The organism is Thioalkalivibrio versutus, from assembly GCF_001020955.1.
In the GTDB taxonomy this organism is placed as follows: Bacteria; Pseudomonadota; Gammaproteobacteria; order Ectothiorhodospirales; family Ectothiorhodospiraceae; genus Thioalkalivibrio; species Thioalkalivibrio versutus.
Window position 1 is genome coordinate 695357 of the sequence record NZ_CP011367.1, and the last position, 16142, is coordinate 711498.

The following is a 16142-nucleotide window of genomic DNA, read 5'->3' on the forward strand; positions in this document are numbered from 1 at the left end:
CCCGGGTTCAGTCGTACTGCCGGTCACCGGCCAGGGCCGAGGCCAGGGTGCCGGTGATCCGGTCGAACAGGCGCTCGAACTCCAGCAGCCAGTAGCCGTTCGCCTCCTGGCGCGGCGTGTCCGGCAGGAAGCGCACATGGCGCCCGCCGGTGGCCTGCATGTGATCGATGAAGCGCTGGGCCCCGGCACGCTCGCGGAACCGACAGCGGTAGGTGTGGCCGACGCGTCCCTCGCGCCGGCTCTTGTCCACCGCGGTCGCCAGCCCGGACAGCAGGGCCGCGCCCAGTTCGCGTTCCACGGCGACGCGCTCCGCGGGCGGGTGTTCGGCGAGGAAGATGGCCAGGCGGGTCAGACGGTTGGTGAAGTACTCCGGCGGCAGGTCCAGCAGCTGCTCGGAACACACGCGGATATCGTTGATACAGGAGCCGCCGGCCACGTACTTGGCGCGGTGCTCGCCATCCGCGGTCTTCAGTACCAGGCCCTCGGCACCCTCGGCATCCAGTTGCCGGATCAAGCGGCCCAGGGCCTCGGTGTCTGCGGGCGTGAACCGTCCATGCAGCGGCGCCGGTGGCAGGTCATGGCGCTCCATCAGTGCAAACTTTTCGTCCTGCGGCACAAAGCCCGGCTGGCCGAGCCGCATCAGGTCGAACACGAACAAGCCGACGTCGTCCGCGACGCGCGGGGTGGAGCCCTCCAGATAGGGCGTGTCCGGCCCGGCGATTTCCGTGCAGAGCACCAGATCGGGTTCCGCCTCGAACACCGCGAGGTCCACGAAATCCGGCACCCGGTCAGTACTGAATGCACAGACAAACCCGCCCCGGCTGAAGGCGACGACCCGGCCTTCCCAGCGCAGGATGCGCACGTTGAAGCCGTCGATCTTCTCCTCCGCCCAGAACGGCTGATCGAACTGGCGCGGCAGCCCGGCCTCCAGCGACTGGATGCGCCCGATGGCCGGGTAGCCGGGGACCACCGAGCCATCCGGAAGCACCACGGAACCGCGCGGGTAGTGATTCACCGGCTCCAGCAGCCGGGCGTATTCCAGCCCGTCGAACATCAGCGGCTCGGCCCGGTGGTTCGTGATGGCGTCCTGCATCGCTTCGGCGTCGATCATGCGTTCTCCGGTTCCAGCGTCTTGCGCAGCCCCTGGATCTGGTCCTCCAGGGCCTCGGTGTGGCGGCGGGCCTTGTCGGCCTGGGTGACCAGGCGTCGCGCCATACTGATGATGCGTAGTTGGCGTTCCATCTCGGTCATGCTCAGCGAGCCGAAGGTGCCTTCGCGCAGCAGGGCTGCCTTCAGTTCGGCATAGGCCGTCTCCACCGTGCTTACGGCCTCGGTGGCCGCCAGGTCTCTGCCGTTCTCGCTTTCCAGGTTGGCGAGATCCAGGGCGCGGATCGCTTGCTCCTGCCAGGCGCGGCGCTGTTCGCTGACGATCGGGCGTTCCTCGCCGGTCGAGTGGCGGCGAAGCTCGGCGATCTGGTCGGCCAGCACCGCAGTCTCGCGATGATAGCGGGCGATACGTACCGCCTCGGCGATGCCGTGCCCGACCGCCTCGGGCATCGGGTGGTTGGCCGTGCGGGCGGCAAAATCGCTGATGGCAGCGGTCAGCTGTTCCACCGCGGCCCGCCGCGCGTCCAGGGTGCCCGCGGCCGGCGGGTCCGGGCGCAGGGCCTCGCGCGCCATGGAGTGGCTGATGTCGGCCAGGCGCTCGGTTTCCTGTAACAATGACTGCAGCGCCAGATCGGGGACGCCCCCGCTGTGCTTGTCGAGAAAGCGCGGCTGGGCGATGTCTTCCTCCCGGGTACGGAAGCGCGTCTGCAGAAAGCGGATCATCGGCGGGGCGACCGGGACCATCAGCGCCACGCCCAGCAGGTTAAAGGCGGTGTGGAACAGCGCCAGCAGAACTGCCGGGGCCGGGGCCTCGCCGGTGCTGCCCCAGATCCAGGCGATCGCGGCCAGGAACCACGGCAGGATCAGCAGCGCAACGAGCGCGGTCAGGCCGTTGAAGATCACGTGCGCGGCCGCGACGCGCTTGGCGTTCGGGGTGGCACCGATGACGACCAGCAGGGCCTTCACCGTGGTGCCGAGGTTGGCGCCGATCACTGCGGCGGCCGCGGCCTCCAGCGGTACCGCGCCGCTCATCGCGGCGGTCAGGGCCATCGCCATTGACGCGGACGAGCTCTGCATCAGCACCGTCAGCAGCGCACCGATGCCGACCATGATCAACAGCCCGACAAAGCCCGGTCGCGCCAGGGCAGAGAGGTCGAAGGTCGCGCTCAGGCCCTCGAAGGTCTCGCGCAGCACGTCGATCCCGAAGAACAGCAGGCCGAAACCGGCCAGGGCCAGGCCCAGGTAGCGCGGGCGTGCGGTCTTCATGAACAGGTAGAGCAGGGCGCCGATGCCGATCGCCGGCAGGGCGAAGGCCTCGATCCGGATGTTGAAGCCGATCAGGGCGACCAGCCAGCCGGTCATGGTGGTGCCGACGTTGGAGCCGAAGATCACCCAGACCGACTGGCCGAGGGTCAAAAGCCCCGCGTTGGCGAAGCCGATGGTGGCGACGGTGACTGCGCTGGAGGACTGGACCAGCGCGGTCACGCCCATCCCGGAGGCGAGCGCGCGCGGGCGAGTGCGCGTCCACACGCCCAGGATATGCTGCAGGGCCTTGCCGCCGGCGGTCTTCAGGCCGTCGGTCAGCAGCGTCATGCCGAGCAGGAACAGCCCGAGACCGCCGAGGAAGCCGGCGATCAGGGCGTAGGTGCTGACGGCTTCGGCCTCCGGCATGCGAGCGGATTACAGCGTGATGGTCTCGCCAAAGGCCGGCACGTGGGCTTCGGCGCCCAGCTCGTCGCGCAGGCCGGCGGCCAGCGCCTCGCGTGCCTCCGGCTCGCCGTGAACCAGGTGGAACACCGGCTGATCGCGAAAGCCACGTGCCCAGTCCAGTAGCTGAGTGCGCCCGGCATGGGCGGAGAAGCCGCCCAGGGTGTGGACCTTGGCGTTCACCACGACCTCGTCGCCCAGCAGCTTGACCCGCTCGGCGCCATCGACCAGCCGCCGTCCCAGCGTCCCCGAGGCCTGGAAGCCGACGATGATCAGGTGCGCATCGCGCCGCCACAGGTTGTACTTCATGTGGTGGCGGATGCGCCCGCCGTTGCACATGCCGGCCCCGGCGATGATGATCGCGCCGCCAGTGATGCGGTTGATCGCCATGGATTCCTCGACCGTGCGACAGACCTGCAGCCCGGGCAGGTAGCCACCCGGGTCGCCGTTCGCGGCCTTGTGCAGGCGCTCCATATCCTCGCTCTTCAGCGACTTGTGCAGCCGCGCGTAGAGCTCGGTCACCTTGATCGCCATTGGGCTGTCGAGAAACACCTTCTGCTGCGGCAGGCGCCCGGCGTGGTGCAGCATGCCCAGGTGGTAGAGGATCTCCTGGGTGCGCCCGACCGCGAAGGCCGGGATCATCACGTTGCCACCGCTGGCGTCGGCCTGCTCGAGAATCTGCGCGAACTCCTCGATGGTCTCGTCCATCGGCCGGTGATCGCGGTCGCCGTAGGTGCTCTCCAGCAGCACGTGATCCGCGTGTTCCATCCGCGCGGGTTCGTGCATCAGCACGGCGTCGGGGTTGCCGAGGTCGCCGGAGAAGACCAGGTGCCGGTCGCGCCCGCCGGACGGCACGATCAGGTCGACGATCGCGGAGCCGAGGATGTGCCCGGCATCCCGGAAGGTCAGCCGGATGTCGCCGGCAATGGTTTGCGTGTCACCGTAGGGCACGGCCTTGCAGAGTCCCAGGGTGGTTGCGACGTCGTCGATGTCGTAGACCGGCTCGACCAGGGGCTTGTCCGCGCGCCGGCGCCACTTGTTCTCCCACTCGATGTCCTTGCTCATCACGAAGGCGGCGTCCTCGAGCATGATCTCGAGCAGTTCCTCGGTCCCCGGTGTGCAGTAGATCGGGCCGCGGTAGCCGTCGCGAACCAGCTTGGGCAGGAGCCCCGAGTGATCCAGGTGGCCGTGGGACAGGACGACGGCGTCGAGTTGACCGGCGAGTTCCGCGAGCGATTCGCGGTTGGCCTCGTCGGCGTCATTGCCGCCCTGATGCAGGCCGCATTCCAGCAGGATGCGGGCGTCGTCGGTCTCGAGGAGATAGCGCGATCCGGTGACCTCGCCGGTCGCGCCCTTGAAGGTGAGCTGTGCCATGTCTCGAAGTGTACGCACGGAGCGGGCTCTGTGTGCAACCGTGCGGGGGTGGTTCGTTGACCGGGATCAATTCCGGTTGCGATCCGGTCTCGCGGCGGTTGACCCGCTGGCGGCGGCGGGGGAGGCTGAGGATCTGTGGATACAGGAGACGAGGGGATGCGGCTGATCAGTCCTGACTTCCGTGACGGCGAAGTGATGCCGGTCGAGGTGTCGGCCCGCGATGCCAACGAGCTGCCACCACTGGAGATTCATGAGGTTCCGGATGGCGCACAGAGCCTCGCGCTGATCCTCGAGGACCTGGATTCGCCGCTGGGCGAGGTGACGCACTGGCTGGTCTGGAACCTGCCGCCAGACACGCATCGGGTGGACTCGCTGCATCTGCCGAGTCAGGGGCGCGTGGGCCTGGATGCCTTCGGCAAGGCCGGGTATCTGGGCCCGATCCCGCCGGAGGGCTGCCACCACTATCGTTTCCGCCTGCTCGCCCTGGATGAGGCGCTGGATCTGGCGCCGGGTGCGACGCGTACGCAGTTCGACGTCGCGGCCGAGGGGCATGTGCTGGCCAAGGCCGATCTGACCGGCGGGCTTTGTGCTGGCACCCCGGACCCCGACGCGTCGAACTGATGCCCATCCCCGGACTGAAGCCAGGCCGCTCATCATGAGCCAGTACCGCCCGGAAGCCTTCTTCTCCACGGTCAACCCCACCGTGTTTACCGCCTCCGCGATCATGGTGGTGGTGTTCGTTGCCTTCGGGGTGGCCTTGCCGTCCACCGCCAGCATGGTGTTCGATGGCATCCACGGATTCATTACCGAATACCTCGGCTGGGGCTACCTGCTGGTGGTCACGTTCTTCCTCGGGTTCCTGGTCTGGCTGGGGTTCAGCCGCTACGGCGCGATCCGGCTGGGGCAGCCGGACGACCGGCCGGAATTCGGGTTTGCCGCCTGGTTCGCGATGCTGTTCTCGGCCGGCATGGGCATTGGCCTGGTGTTCTGGAGCGTGGCCGAGCCGGTCCTGCACTATCAGAACCCGCCGATCGGTGATGGCGAGACCGCCGAGGCCGCGCGCCAGGCGATGGTCTACACCTTCTTCCACTGGGGGCTGCATGCCTGGGCGGTGTACGTGGTACTGGGGCTGTCGGTGGCGTATTTCAGCTTTCGCCACCGCCTGCCGCTGACCATCCGCTCGATCTTCTACCCGCTGCTGGGGGATCGCATCTACGGCCCGATCGGGCACGTGATCGACATCCTCGCGGTGTTCGGCACACTGTTCGGGCTGGCCACCTCGCTGGGTTTCGGGGCGATGCAGCTCAACACCGGGCTCAACGTGCTCGTCGACATGCCGGTCTCGCACTGGTACCAGGTCGGCATCATCACCGCGATCACGGCGGTGGCCGTCTTGTCGGTGCTCTCCGGACTGGATCGCGGGCTCAAGTGGGTCAGTGTGTTCAACCTGGTGCTGGCGATCAGCTTCATGCTGTTCGTGCTGTTCGCCGGCCCGACGCTGTTCATCCTGCGCTTCCTGCTCGACTCCACCGGCGGCTACTTCCAGCAGCTGATCGAGCTGAGCCTGCATACCGACGCGATCGGCGGCTCCGAGTGGCAGAAGGACTGGACCATGTTCTACTGGGCCTGGTGGATCGCCTGGTCGCCGTTCGTGGGCATCTTCATCGCGCGCATCTCGCGCGGGCGCACCATCCGCGAGTTCATCGTCGGCGTGCTCGCGCTGCCCACACTGTTCGTGTTCGCCTGGATGGCGATCTTCGGCGGCACCGCGCTGCACATGGAGCTGTTCGACGAGGGCGCGGGCATCGCCGCTGCGGTCGCCGAGGACACCACCGTGGCCCTCTACGCGACCCTGGCCCAGCTGCCGTGGACGACCTTCGCCTCCGGGATCGCCACGCTGCTGATCGCGACCTACTTCATCACCTCCTCGGCTTCGGGCACCTACGTGGTGGATGCGCTGATCTCGCGCGGGTCGAAGCACTCGCCGAAGCGCCAGCGCGTGATCTGGGGCATCACCGAGGGGGCGGTGGCCGCCACGCTGCTGATCGTCGGCGGCGAACGCGCGCTGGACAGCCTGCAGACCGGCTCGCTGACCGCCGGGCTGCCGGTCGCGATCATCCTGGTCTTCTGCTGCTTCAGCCTGATGCGCGCCCTGCGCCGCGAATACCGCGTCGAGGGCGTGGAGCCGCCCTGGCGCTGAAGGCTACGCGTGGCCGTCCGGGAGCGTGCGGAGCAGGTGTTCGATCTGCTCCGGCTTGATCCCGGCGATGTCCTTGATGGGCAGAGTGACGGCAAAGCCGTTGCCCAACTGGCTCAAGTCCAGTTCCGTGTCCAGCTGCTCCAGCATGCGTCGGGCCAGTCCGGTCTCCAGGACCATCAGTAACACCTTGCGGCCGGACGAGTCTTTCAGGTCCATCACCGGGTTGCGCCGCAGCTGGGCGATGCCCTGACCGTCCAGCAGGGTCAGTCCGGCGGCTCCGAGACGCTGAACAATGTCGATGGCGCGATCGGCCTGACTGCGAGGGACTACGGCGACGAGCAGAACGAATTGCATGGCGAAGTCTCCGGCGTTCGGATCGTGTCAGGCCGTATGCGTCAGGTGGCCGACGAATTCCATGCCCTGCAGCGCGGCGGTATCCAGGGTAAAGGCCAGGCCGTTGTAGGGCTGAAACAAGTCCAGCTCCAGGTTCAGACGGCGGGCGATGCGTTCGGCCTGCTCGGTCTCCAGTTGCCATACACAGACCGATTCGTTGCCCTGGTAGGTCACGCCGAGGAAGGTCATGTGCTCGGGGAAACCGAGGCCCGAGCCGTGCAATACCGTGCCGTCCGCGCCGCCTTCTTCGTCGGCGATGGCCAGGGCCTGTTCTTCGCGGTCCTGGTCGATGATGGCCACCAGAAAGGTCTCCGCCATGAGGCGTCTCTCCCTGCTGCGGTTCGCGTCAGTTACCGAGGTAGCGGCGCAGCACGCGCTGCCATTCGTCGGATTCCAGAATCTCGAGGATAGCCACGTTCATCGGGGCGCGCAGCGGCGAGCCCTGGGGCAGGGCCAGGGCATAGTCCTGGCGCAGGAACTCGACGGGTAGCACCTCCAGTTGACCGCCGAAGTGTTCGCGCACCTGGTAACGAAGCAGCGGGGCGTCATAGACCATCGCGTCGGCGTGCCCGTTGGCGACCGCGTCGAGGGCGGAGCTCAGGTCCGCGTGGTCGCGGTAGGCGAAGCCCTGGTCGTCCAGCCAGGCGGCGGCACTGGAGCCGCCGATGGTGGCGATGCGCTGGCCCTCCAGGTCGGAGACATTCTGGATGCCGGTATCCAGCGAGCTGACGGTCAAGGTGGTGGCGATTGCGGCGGTGAAGGTGGAAACCAGGATCAGGGCCGCGAACATCCAGACCAGCGCGATCGCGCGGCCGGGCAGGGTGCGCGGGGCCTTGTCGCCGTAGCCGACCGTGGTCATGGTGACGGCGGCCCACCAGAAGGCCGAGCCCAGCCCCTGTGCGGAGCTGCCGCCGAACTCGTCGGCGTTGCGGTGACGCTCGAACAGCCACAGCAGTGCGCCGACCAGCAGGAGCAGGCCGGCGAGCGCCAGTATGATCATCAGGAATGGCACCGAGATGAATGCCCGCAGGGCGCCGGCGACCGGGTTGCCCTGCTGGGGCACGGCAATGGACAGCCCGGTGCTGTAGTACGGATGGGTGAAGTCGACGCGCTCGGCGCGCTCGGCGGTCGCGGTGAGGGCCGCGACCGAGACATCGATGCGGTCGTCCCCCAGGCCTGTGATCAATTCCTCGAGGCTGACCTCCTGGTACCCGTAGTCCAGTTCCAGGCGTTCCGCTACCCGTTCCCAAAGCTCGATCGCGATACCGGTCGGGGTCGCGTCGGCCGCGTCCGGGGCGATCACGAACGGCGACACAAAGCGGGTGCCCACGCGCACGCTGGAATCGAGGTCTGCGGCGCTGGCCCCCGTCTCCTGGGCCTGGGCGGCGGGGATTGCCAGCAAGGCGGCGAGCAACCAAAGGGCCGTGGCGAGCAGTGCGGAGGGCGCGATCAGGGAGCGGGGCATGCGAGCTTCCGGTGGGGGCTTGGTCGTACCATAACCGGTACGCTGTCACCGTGGCAGTCCGCGTTGCCGCGTCAGGAGATAAGCCCATGCGGGACCCGTTTGCCAACCGGATCGAGGCGCCATCCCGGTCGAACCCGGGCGACGCAGCGGATATCGGGTTCATGCTGGACTGGGCGAGTGCCGAGGCCCGTCACCGCGAATGCCTGTTGCTGCCGAGGCTGTTGCCGGAACGGGACCACTGGCCGGGTGATCTGGGCTCAGCCCTGCACGCGCTGGGAGTGGGGGCGGTACACAAGGCCTCGCGGGCGTCAGCCGCGGTCCTGGTCCCGCCGTCCGAGATGGATCGGGTGTGGGAGCTCCCGGGGTCGGCGTTCAATCGCGGCCTGCGCAGGCATCGCCGGGTGGAGCCCCATGCGGGTCGTTTTTACCCGAGGGCGTTCATTGCCGGCCATGCGGGCGTCGAGGCCGGGGATCGCGAGTTGTTCCGGGTCGGGGCGCTGGAGGAGGACCGCCTGGTGGCGGATCTGAACCATCCACTGGCGGACCATGAGCTGAGGTTGCAGGCGCGGGTCATGGCCCGCCACGCCCGCGGGCGTGATGACGACCACTCGGTGGATGTGGCCCGGCTGCTGAAGGCCCGCGGGCCGGGCATGCAGGCGCGCTGGCGCGGACGGCCGACCGACTTCTGGGCCGACGGAGCGCTGGAACGCGAGGATCCGGACCCCGATGCGGCGTTCTACGCCGAGCCGCGCCGGGTACACCACCTGGATGCCACTGCGCGCGCCGAGATCGCCGCGCTGTATGGCGCCTGCATCCCGGCCGGTGCGCGGGTGCTCGACCTGATGAGCAGCTGGGAGTCGCACCTGGACCGGGTGGAGACGCCGGAAGCGGTGATCGGGCTGGGCATGAACGCGCAGGAGCTGGCGGACAACCCCTGCCTGGCGTCCGCGCATGTGCAGGACCTCAATGTGCAGCCCGAGTTGCCGTATGCGGCGGGGAGCTTCGACGCCGTGGCCTGTACCGCGTCGGTCGAGTATCTGACGCAGCCGGAGGCGGTGTTCCAGGCAGTACGCGAGGTGCTGAGGCCGGGCGGGGTGTTCGTGGTGACCTTCTCCGACCGCTGCTTCCCGACCAAGGCGATCGCGGTCTGGGAACGCCTGTACGACTTCGAGCGCGTGGGGCTGGTGCTGGACCTGTTCCTGCGCGCCGGTTTCACGGATCTCGCGACCTTTTCCCTGCGCGGCCTGCCGCGGCCGGCGGATGATCCCTATGCCGGACGGCTGGAGCATGCGGACCCGGTGTTTGCGGTGTGGGGTTATCGATGGGACTGAGGGATGGGCCTTTACCGACACGGGCGGAGGCTTCGCGGGCAAGGCCGCTCCAGCAATGGCAGGGCTCGCCGAGCCGAGGCAGCCTGCCGGAAAGCGATCGGACCGGACTCGGTTCTCAGGCTGGGCAGGTCTGGCCCCCCGAAGAACGTTTTAACCGGTAAACTGCGCGATGATCCCGGGAAACGCCGATTCATCGGCGTTTCCCGGCGGCACAAGGAGGTGCCGCCGCAATCGACCACCGCAGGGGGTTGATTGTGAAGCAAGCTGCAAACCGCGTTTGCAGTGCAGCGTGCGCTGAGAAAGCCAGGATGGCTTTATTCAGCGCTTCCTTGAAAAGTTGCCCGCGCCGCGGGCCGGACCAGTGGGGAGCGCATGGCCGCAAGCAAGGCCAAATCCGGGGGCAAGGGCAGCAAAACGGCAGAGCCGGCCGCACCGCCGAGCCTGAGTGGGCAACTCCTGCGTGGTCTGCGCGAGGGTGCACTGCTGATCTTCGGCATGCTGGCGCTGTATCTGCTGGTGGCGCTGGCGAGCTATCACCCGGGCGATGCCGCCTGGTCGACCACCGGCGACGGCGAGGGTCTGCGCAATCTGGGCGGCACCACGGGCGCCTGGTTCGCCGATATTGCTTTCCATCTGCTCGGCTATCTGGCCTACCTGATTCCGCTGGCCGTGGGCGGCATTGGCTGGTGGCTGTTCCGGCACCGCCGCGAGGCGCAGATCGCCAGCCCCATGGAGCTCACCGTGCGCGGGCTGGCGTTGATCGTGGCGCTGATCGCCGGCTCGGCCCTGGCCGCGCTGCACCTGATGCCGGGCGGGATGCCGGTGCATGCCGGCGGCATCCTCGGCGACCTGTTCGGCGGCTGGGCGGTCGCCGGGCTGAGCTTGGTGGGCGGGACACTGGTCCTGCTGGCGCTGTTCCTGGCCGGGGTGACCCTGTTTACCGGGCTGTCCTGGTTTCTGCTGATGGATCGTCTCGGACAGCTGGCCGTGCGTGGCTGGGAGCGTGCCCGCGTGGCGATCGACTCGGCCCGTGACCGCCGTATCGGCGCCCGCGAACGGGCCGAGCGCGAGACCCGGGTGGAGAAGGAGCGCAAGCGCACCGAGAAGCGCATGCCCTCGCGGGTGGAGCCACGTATCGAGACGCCCCCGCCCAGCCCGCGGGTGCAGAAAGAGAAACAGGTCCCGCTGTTCACCGAGGGGACGGGCGCCGATCCACACCCGCCGCTGGCCCTGCTGGACGAGCCGCCGCCGCCGCCCGACGGATTCTCCGAGGAGTCTTTGCAGGCGCTCTCCCGCCTGGTGGAACTGAAGCTGAAGGACTTCGGGGTGGAGGTCGAGGTGGTCGCGGTGCAGCCGGGGCCGGTGATCACCCGCTTCGAATTGCAGCCGGCGGCCGGGGTGAAGGCCTCGCGTATCTCCGGGCTGTCCACCGATCTCGCACGTTCGCTGTCGGTCATGGCCGTACGCATCGTCGAGGTGATCCCGGGCAAGTCCACGGTGGGGCTGGAGATCCCCAACGAGAACCGCGAGATCGTGGCCCTCTCGGAGATCCTGCGTTCGGATCTGTTCGACTCGAACAAGTCGCCGCTGACCATGGCGCTGGGCAAGGACATCGGCGGCGGCCCGGTGATCGCGGATCTGGCGAAGATGCCGCATCTGCTGGTCGCCGGGACGACCGGTTCCGGGAAATCGGTGGGCGTCAACGCCATGCTGCTGTCGCTGCTGTACAAGTCCACGCCGGAAGACGTTCGCCTGATCCTGATCGATCCGAAGATGCTGGAGCTGTCGGTCTACGAGGGCATCCCGCATTTGCTGTGTTCGGTCGTCACCGACATGAAGGATGCCTCCAACGCCCTGCGCTGGGCGGTGGCGGAGATGGAGCGGCGCTACAAGCTGATGTCGGCGATGGGCGTGCGCAACATTGGCGGCTTCAACAAGAAGGTGCGCGATGCCCAGGCCGGCGGCGAGCCGCTGAAGGATCCGTTGTTCAAGCCGGAGGAGGCGATCACCGAGACCGAGGCGCCGGAGCTGGAGCCGTTGCCGTTCGTTGTGGTTGTGGTCGACGAATTCGCCGACATGATCATGGTGGTGGGCAAGAAGGTGGAGGAGCTGATCGCCCGCCTGGCGCAGAAGGCGCGCGCCGCCGGCATCCACCTGATCCTGGCCACCCAGCGTCCGTCGGTGGACGTGATTACCGGGTTGATCAAGGCGAACATCCCCACCCGCATCGCCTTCCAGGTCTCCTCGCGCGTGGACTCGCGCACCATCCTCGATCAGATGGGTGCCGAGCACCTGCTGGGTCACGGCGACATGCTCTATCTGCCGCCGGGCAAGGCGATGCCCGAGCGCGTGCACGGTGCGTTCGTCAGCGACAACGAAGTGCATCAGGTGGTCGAGTACCTCAAGTCCACCGGCGAGCCGGACTACAACGACGCAATCCTCGACGAGCCCGAGGCCGGTGCGGCCAGCATCCCGGGGCTGGAGTCGCCCGAGGGGAACGGCAACGAATCGGACCCGCTCTACGATCAGGCCGTGCAGGTGGTCATCGAGTCACGCAAGGCCTCGATCTCGTTCGTCCAGCGCCGGCTGAAGATCGGCTACAACCGCGCCGCGCGCATGGTCGAAGACATGGAGGCCGCCGGCCTGGTCAGCCAGGTACAGTCGAACGGCAATCGCGAGGTCCTGGTTCCCGGCCCGAACGACTGAGCGCCCCGAACCCGAGGGCGTGGTTGGTGTCCATGTCCCTGATCGCGTGACGCGGTTCGTCACCCCTGTGCGACACATTCACGCCGGGTTAAGCCTCGCGGCGCATCATGAATCGCATACTCATCCATCCTGGAGACTGCATGAACGCTCGTCCCCTTACGTGTCCGGGCGCCCTCTGGCGGGCCCTGTCCCTTGGCCTGGTACTGGCCTTGACCGCCGTTCCGGCCCTGGCCGCCGACCGCGGTATGGAGGATGCCCGCGCGGCGCTGGATCGCTTTGTCGATGGCCTTGAAAGCTTCTCCGCCGAATTTACCCAGACCGTGCGCGACGACACCGGCTACGTGCTGCAGGAGTCCGATGGCCGCATGCAGCTGGGGCTGCCCAATCGCCTGCACTGGGAGGTGACCGAGCCGTTCCCGCAGACCATCGTCTCCGATGGCGAGGACCTGTGGATGTACGACCCGGACCTGTCGCAGGCCACGGTGCGCCCGCTGGGGGATGCCTTCGACGCCACGCCGATCGCCGCGATCACCCAGCCGGAGCGTCTGGACGAGCACTTCCGCATGTCGCTGCGCCCGGTGCCGGGCGGCGATGCCCTGCGCCTGGTGCTGGTGCCGCGCAACGAACAGGCCGACTTCACCAGTCTGGACCTGGACCTGACCGCGGATGGCGACCTGACCCGCATGGCCTTCCGCGACATCTTCGGCCAGGAGACCGTGATCCTCTTCCACGAAACCGAACGCAATGGCGAACTCGACCCGGGCGTGTTCACCTTCGACCCGCCGGCCGGGACCGACATCTATCGGCCTTGAGCGAAACCCGGCCGCTGGTTATGTACCACAGAGCGCACAGAGGACACGGAGAAAATCAATAAGCTTTCAGGTGCGTAGGATGCGTAGAGCGCAGCGAAACGCATCGGTCGGAAGGCGGCGATATTCCGGGTGATCGATGTTGATGCCTTTCGCTTTGCTCAACGCATCCTACACATGGGCTGCGACACCCTCCCTTGGGTTTTCTCCGTGTCCTCTGTGTCCTCTGTGTCCTCTGTGGTGCCATTCGCCCTTCTTCGTACCTTCGTGCACTTCGTGGTGAACAAGGCTCTTCGGCTCGAGGGGTTACAATCCCTCCATGAGTGATTCCCCCGAAGGCGATCTGTTCGGCCCCGATCCGGACGTGGCCTCGCCCGAACCCGAACCGGCCCCGGTAGCCCTGGATCCTTCGGCGCCGCTGGCCGAGCGCATGCGTCCGGCGCGGCTCGACGAGATGGTCGGCCAGGACCACCTGGTCGGCGCCGATGCCGCGCTGCGCCAGGCGATCGAGCAGGGCCAGACCCCGTCGATGATCCTCTGGGGCCCGCCCGGCTGCGGCAAGACGACGCTCGCGCGGCTGGTGGCGGCGGCCGGAGCCCAGCGCCTGGTCACGCTGTCCGCCGTGCTGGCGGGGGTCAAGGACGTCCGTGCGGTCGTCGAAGCCGCGAAGACCCGCCGCCGCAATGGTGTCGGGACGCTGCTGTTCATCGACGAAATCCACCGCTTCAACAAGGGCCAGCAGGACGCCCTGCTGCCGCACATTGAGGACGGTACGCTGACCTTCGTCGGCGCGACCACCGAGAATCCTTCGTTCGCACTCAACAGCGCGCTGCTGTCGCGCGCGCGGGTCTATCGCATGGAGGCGGTCGGGGCGGAGGCCATCGAGGCCCTGATCGACCGGGCCCTCAATGACCCCGAGCGCGGTCTGGGCGGGCGCGGCCTGACGCTGGACCCGGAGGAGCGTCAGCGTCTTGCGCGCGCCGCGGACGGCGATGCCCGGCGTGCCCTGAACTGGCTGGAGACCGCCTCGGACCTGGCGCGCGATGGCGCCATCACCGGCGACGCGCTGCGCGCGGTGATGGGGGCGCAGTCACTGGCCTTCGACCGTCAGGGCGATGCCTTCTACGACCAGATCTCCGCCCTGCACAAGTCAGTGCGCGGGTCCGATCCGAACGCCGCGGTGTACTGGCTCACCCGCATGCTGGATGCGGGCTGTGACCCGGACTACCTCGGTCGCCGCCTGCTGCGCATGGCCTACGAGGACATTGGCCTGGCCGCGGTTGGCCTCGGTGCGCGAGTGCTGGCGGCCTGGCAGACCATGGAACGTCTGGGCCGGCCGGAAGGCGATCTGGCGCTGGTACAGGCAGTGATCGAACTGGCCTCCGCACCCAAGAGCAACAGCGCCTATGCCGCGCTGAACGGCGCGCGGGCCGCGATCCGCGACAGCGGCAGCGCGGGCGTGCCCCTGCACCTGCGCAATGCCCCGACCGAGCTGATGCGTGCCGAGGGCTTCGGTGCCGGGTATCGCTACGACCACGACGAACCGGACGGGTTTGCGCGCGGACAGGTCTATCTGCCCGAAGGGCTGGAAGAAGCGCGCTTCTATAGTCCGCGCCGGGATGGTACCGAGCGCGCGCTGGCGGAGCGTCTGCAGCGTCTGCGCGGCGGCGGTGAAGACCCCGGGGACGGGGGCTGACGGGGTGACATGAGGATTCGACATCACAAGAGCTGGCTGACGGTCGCGGCGATCCTGTTCGGGGTCTCGCTGGCGTGGATCCTGTTGACCACCGAGTGGCCCAGTCTCGGCGTTCCGCTGGGCGAGCTGGAAGTCTGGCTGCTCAGCTGGGGCCCTGGGGCCTACCTGGTATTCGTGCTGGCGTTTGTCGTGCTGGCCCTGTTCCCGCTGCCGAGCACCTTCTGGATCCTGCTGGGCGGGGCCTTGTTCGGTCCCTTCACCGGTGGCGCCCTGAGTCTGCTGGCGGCCACCGTGGCGGCGGTCATCGCCTTCATGCTGGCCCGTACCTGGCTGCAGCCCTGGCTGGTTCCGCGCATGGGGCCGCGCAGTACCCGGCTGCGCGAGGATGTGGAGGCCGAGGGCTGGCGCGTGGTGGCCCTGACCCGGCTGGTACCGGTGTTTCCGTTTGCGCCCACCAACTATGCCCTGGGACTGGTGCGCCTGCCGCTGCCCGTGTTTGCACTGACGACGGTGGTGGCGCTGATCCCGGGCCTGTTCGCCTATGCCTGGCTGGGGCATGCCACCCGCGAGGTGGCCAGTGGTGCCGACAGCGGGGTGCAACTGGGTCTGGCGCTGCTCGCGGTGCTGGCATTGCTGCTGTTGCTGCCGCGCCTGGTGCGGCGCATCTGGCTGGGACAGAAGATGCTGCACTCGGACTCAGACCCAGGCCAGCAGTACCCCGAGGCCCAGGGCGAAGAACAGCAGCGCCGCGAGCGCGCGTAGCAGCCGCAGCGGCAGGTGACAGGCGAAACGCTGGCCCAGCCATACGACCGGGGCATTGGCCAGGACCATACCGATGGTCGAGCCGATCACGACCAGGATCAGGTTGTCGAAGGTCGCGGCCAGCGCGGCGGTAGCCACCTGCGTCTTGTCGCCCATCTCGACCAGGAAGAACAGCACCGTGGTGGTCCAGAACACGCCGTGTTTCGAGGGGGCGGGCAGCTCGTCCTCGCTATCCGGCACCAGCACCCAGGCGGCCATGACGATGAACCCGAGCCCCAGCCCCCAGCGCAGCCACTCGTCCGGCACGCTGGCGCCGATCCAGACGCCGGCCAGCGCGGCGAGGAAGTGATTGGCCAGGGTCGCCACCACGATGCCCCAGATGATGGGCCAGGTCTGCTGGTAGCGGCAGATCAGGAGCAGCGCGAGGAGTTGGGTCTTGTCGCCCATCTCGGCGATGGCGACGATGACGGTGGAGACGAGCAGGGCTTCCATGATGGTCTTCCGGACCGGGCGGCTACTGCGGACCGCGGTGGTGAGGCCAGGGGGTTCCCGGGCCTGCCGCGTCGCGCCCCCCTGAAGCAGGCAAAAGTGT

Annotated in this window: 14 protein-coding genes; 7 read left to right on the forward strand and 7 right to left on the reverse strand. The window is 68.0% G+C overall.

Features of this window, described 5'->3' with window-relative positions; genetic code table 11:
- Positions 1-7 precede the first annotated feature (7 nt).
- Genes TVD_RS03320 through TVD_RS03330 form a run of 3 tightly spaced genes read right to left on the reverse strand, consistent with a single transcriptional unit; the run spans position 8 to position 4188 of the window.
- Entirely contained in the window at positions 8-1111 is a 1104-nt protein-coding gene (locus TVD_RS03320) for an RNA ligase (protein ID WP_018650414.1), read from the reverse strand.
- Positions 1108-2778 carry a Na/Pi cotransporter family protein gene (locus tag TVD_RS03325; RefSeq protein WP_047250801.1) on the reverse strand — a complete coding sequence of 557 codons (1671 nt, stop codon included), beginning with the start codon at positions 2776-2778 and terminating at the stop codon, positions 1108-1110. The genes TVD_RS03320 and TVD_RS03325 overlap by 4 nt, the downstream gene beginning before the upstream one ends.
- Before the next feature lie 9 nt (positions 2779-2787).
- On the reverse strand, positions 2788-4188 hold the full coding sequence (locus tag TVD_RS03330) for an MBL fold metallo-hydrolase RNA specificity domain-containing protein (protein ID WP_047250802.1): 1401 nt from the start codon (positions 4186-4188) through the stop codon (positions 2788-2790).
- 156 nt (positions 4189-4344) lie between these two features.
- Between TVD_RS03330 and TVD_RS03335 the strand changes: the two genes are divergently transcribed.
- Positions 4345-4809, forward strand: coding sequence for a YbhB/YbcL family Raf kinase inhibitor-like protein (locus TVD_RS03335; protein WP_240472289.1), 465 nt, complete (start codon positions 4345-4347; stop codon positions 4807-4809).
- Between the two features lie 34 nt (positions 4810-4843).
- Positions 4844-6388, forward strand: coding sequence for a BCCT family transporter (locus tag TVD_RS03340; RefSeq protein WP_018937975.1), 1545 nt, complete (start codon positions 4844-4846; stop codon positions 6386-6388).
- A gap of 3 nt (positions 6389-6391) precedes the next feature.
- Here the strand turns inward: TVD_RS03340 and TVD_RS03345 are convergent, their stop codons facing one another.
- From TVD_RS03345 to TVD_RS03355, 3 genes are read right to left on the reverse strand one after another with little or no spacing between them, the layout of a single operon-like run.
- Complete coding sequence (locus TVD_RS03345) at positions 6392-6742, reverse strand: hypothetical protein (RefSeq protein WP_047250803.1); 351 nt, start codon at positions 6740-6742, stop codon at positions 6392-6394.
- Between the two features lie 27 nt (positions 6743-6769).
- Positions 6770-7099 carry a hypothetical protein gene (locus tag TVD_RS03350; protein ID WP_047250804.1) on the reverse strand — a complete coding sequence of 110 codons (330 nt, stop codon included), beginning with the start codon at positions 7097-7099 and terminating at the stop codon, positions 6770-6772.
- Positions 7100-7127: 28 nt separating this feature from the next.
- A complete protein-coding gene (locus TVD_RS03355) occupies positions 7128-8246 on the reverse strand; it encodes a transporter substrate-binding domain-containing protein (RefSeq protein WP_047250805.1) in 1119 nt (372 codons plus the stop codon).
- Positions 8247-8332: 86 nt separating this feature from the next.
- On the opposite strand from TVD_RS03355, the gene TVD_RS03360 reads away from it, so the two are divergent.
- The 5 genes from TVD_RS03360 (at position 8333) to TVD_RS03380 (ending at position 15550) form a co-directional block, all read left to right on the forward strand.
- Positions 8333-9577: a methyltransferase domain-containing protein gene (locus tag TVD_RS03360; RefSeq protein ID WP_047250806.1), complete on the forward strand. Its 1245-nt coding sequence runs from the start codon at positions 8333-8335 to the stop codon at positions 9575-9577.
- Between the two features lie 372 nt (positions 9578-9949).
- The gene (locus TVD_RS03365) at positions 9950-12283 is read left to right on the forward strand and encodes a DNA translocase FtsK (protein ID WP_018176484.1); all 2334 of its coding nucleotides are present in this window, start codon (positions 9950-9952) and stop codon (positions 12281-12283) included.
- Positions 12284-12423: 140 nt separating this feature from the next.
- On the forward strand, positions 12424-13095 hold the full coding sequence (gene lolA, locus TVD_RS03370; RefSeq protein WP_018167937.1) for an outer membrane lipoprotein periplasmic chaperone LolA: 672 nt from the start codon (positions 12424-12426) through the stop codon (positions 13093-13095).
- Between the two features lie 316 nt (positions 13096-13411).
- Positions 13412-14788, forward strand: a complete 1377-nt coding sequence (locus tag TVD_RS03375; protein WP_047250807.1) for a replication-associated recombination protein A — start codon at positions 13412-13414, stop codon at positions 14786-14788.
- Between the two features lie 9 nt (positions 14789-14797).
- Positions 14798-15550, forward strand: coding sequence for a TVP38/TMEM64 family protein (locus TVD_RS03380; protein WP_018650407.1), 753 nt, complete (start codon positions 14798-14800; stop codon positions 15548-15550).
- On the opposite strand, the gene TVD_RS03385 is transcribed toward TVD_RS03380, so the two are convergent.
- Positions 15485-16042: a TMEM165/GDT1 family protein gene (locus tag TVD_RS03385; protein WP_018937968.1), complete on the reverse strand. Its 558-nt coding sequence runs from the start codon at positions 16040-16042 to the stop codon at positions 15485-15487. The genes TVD_RS03380 and TVD_RS03385 overlap by 66 nt on opposite strands.
- Positions 16043-16142 lie beyond the last annotated feature (100 nt).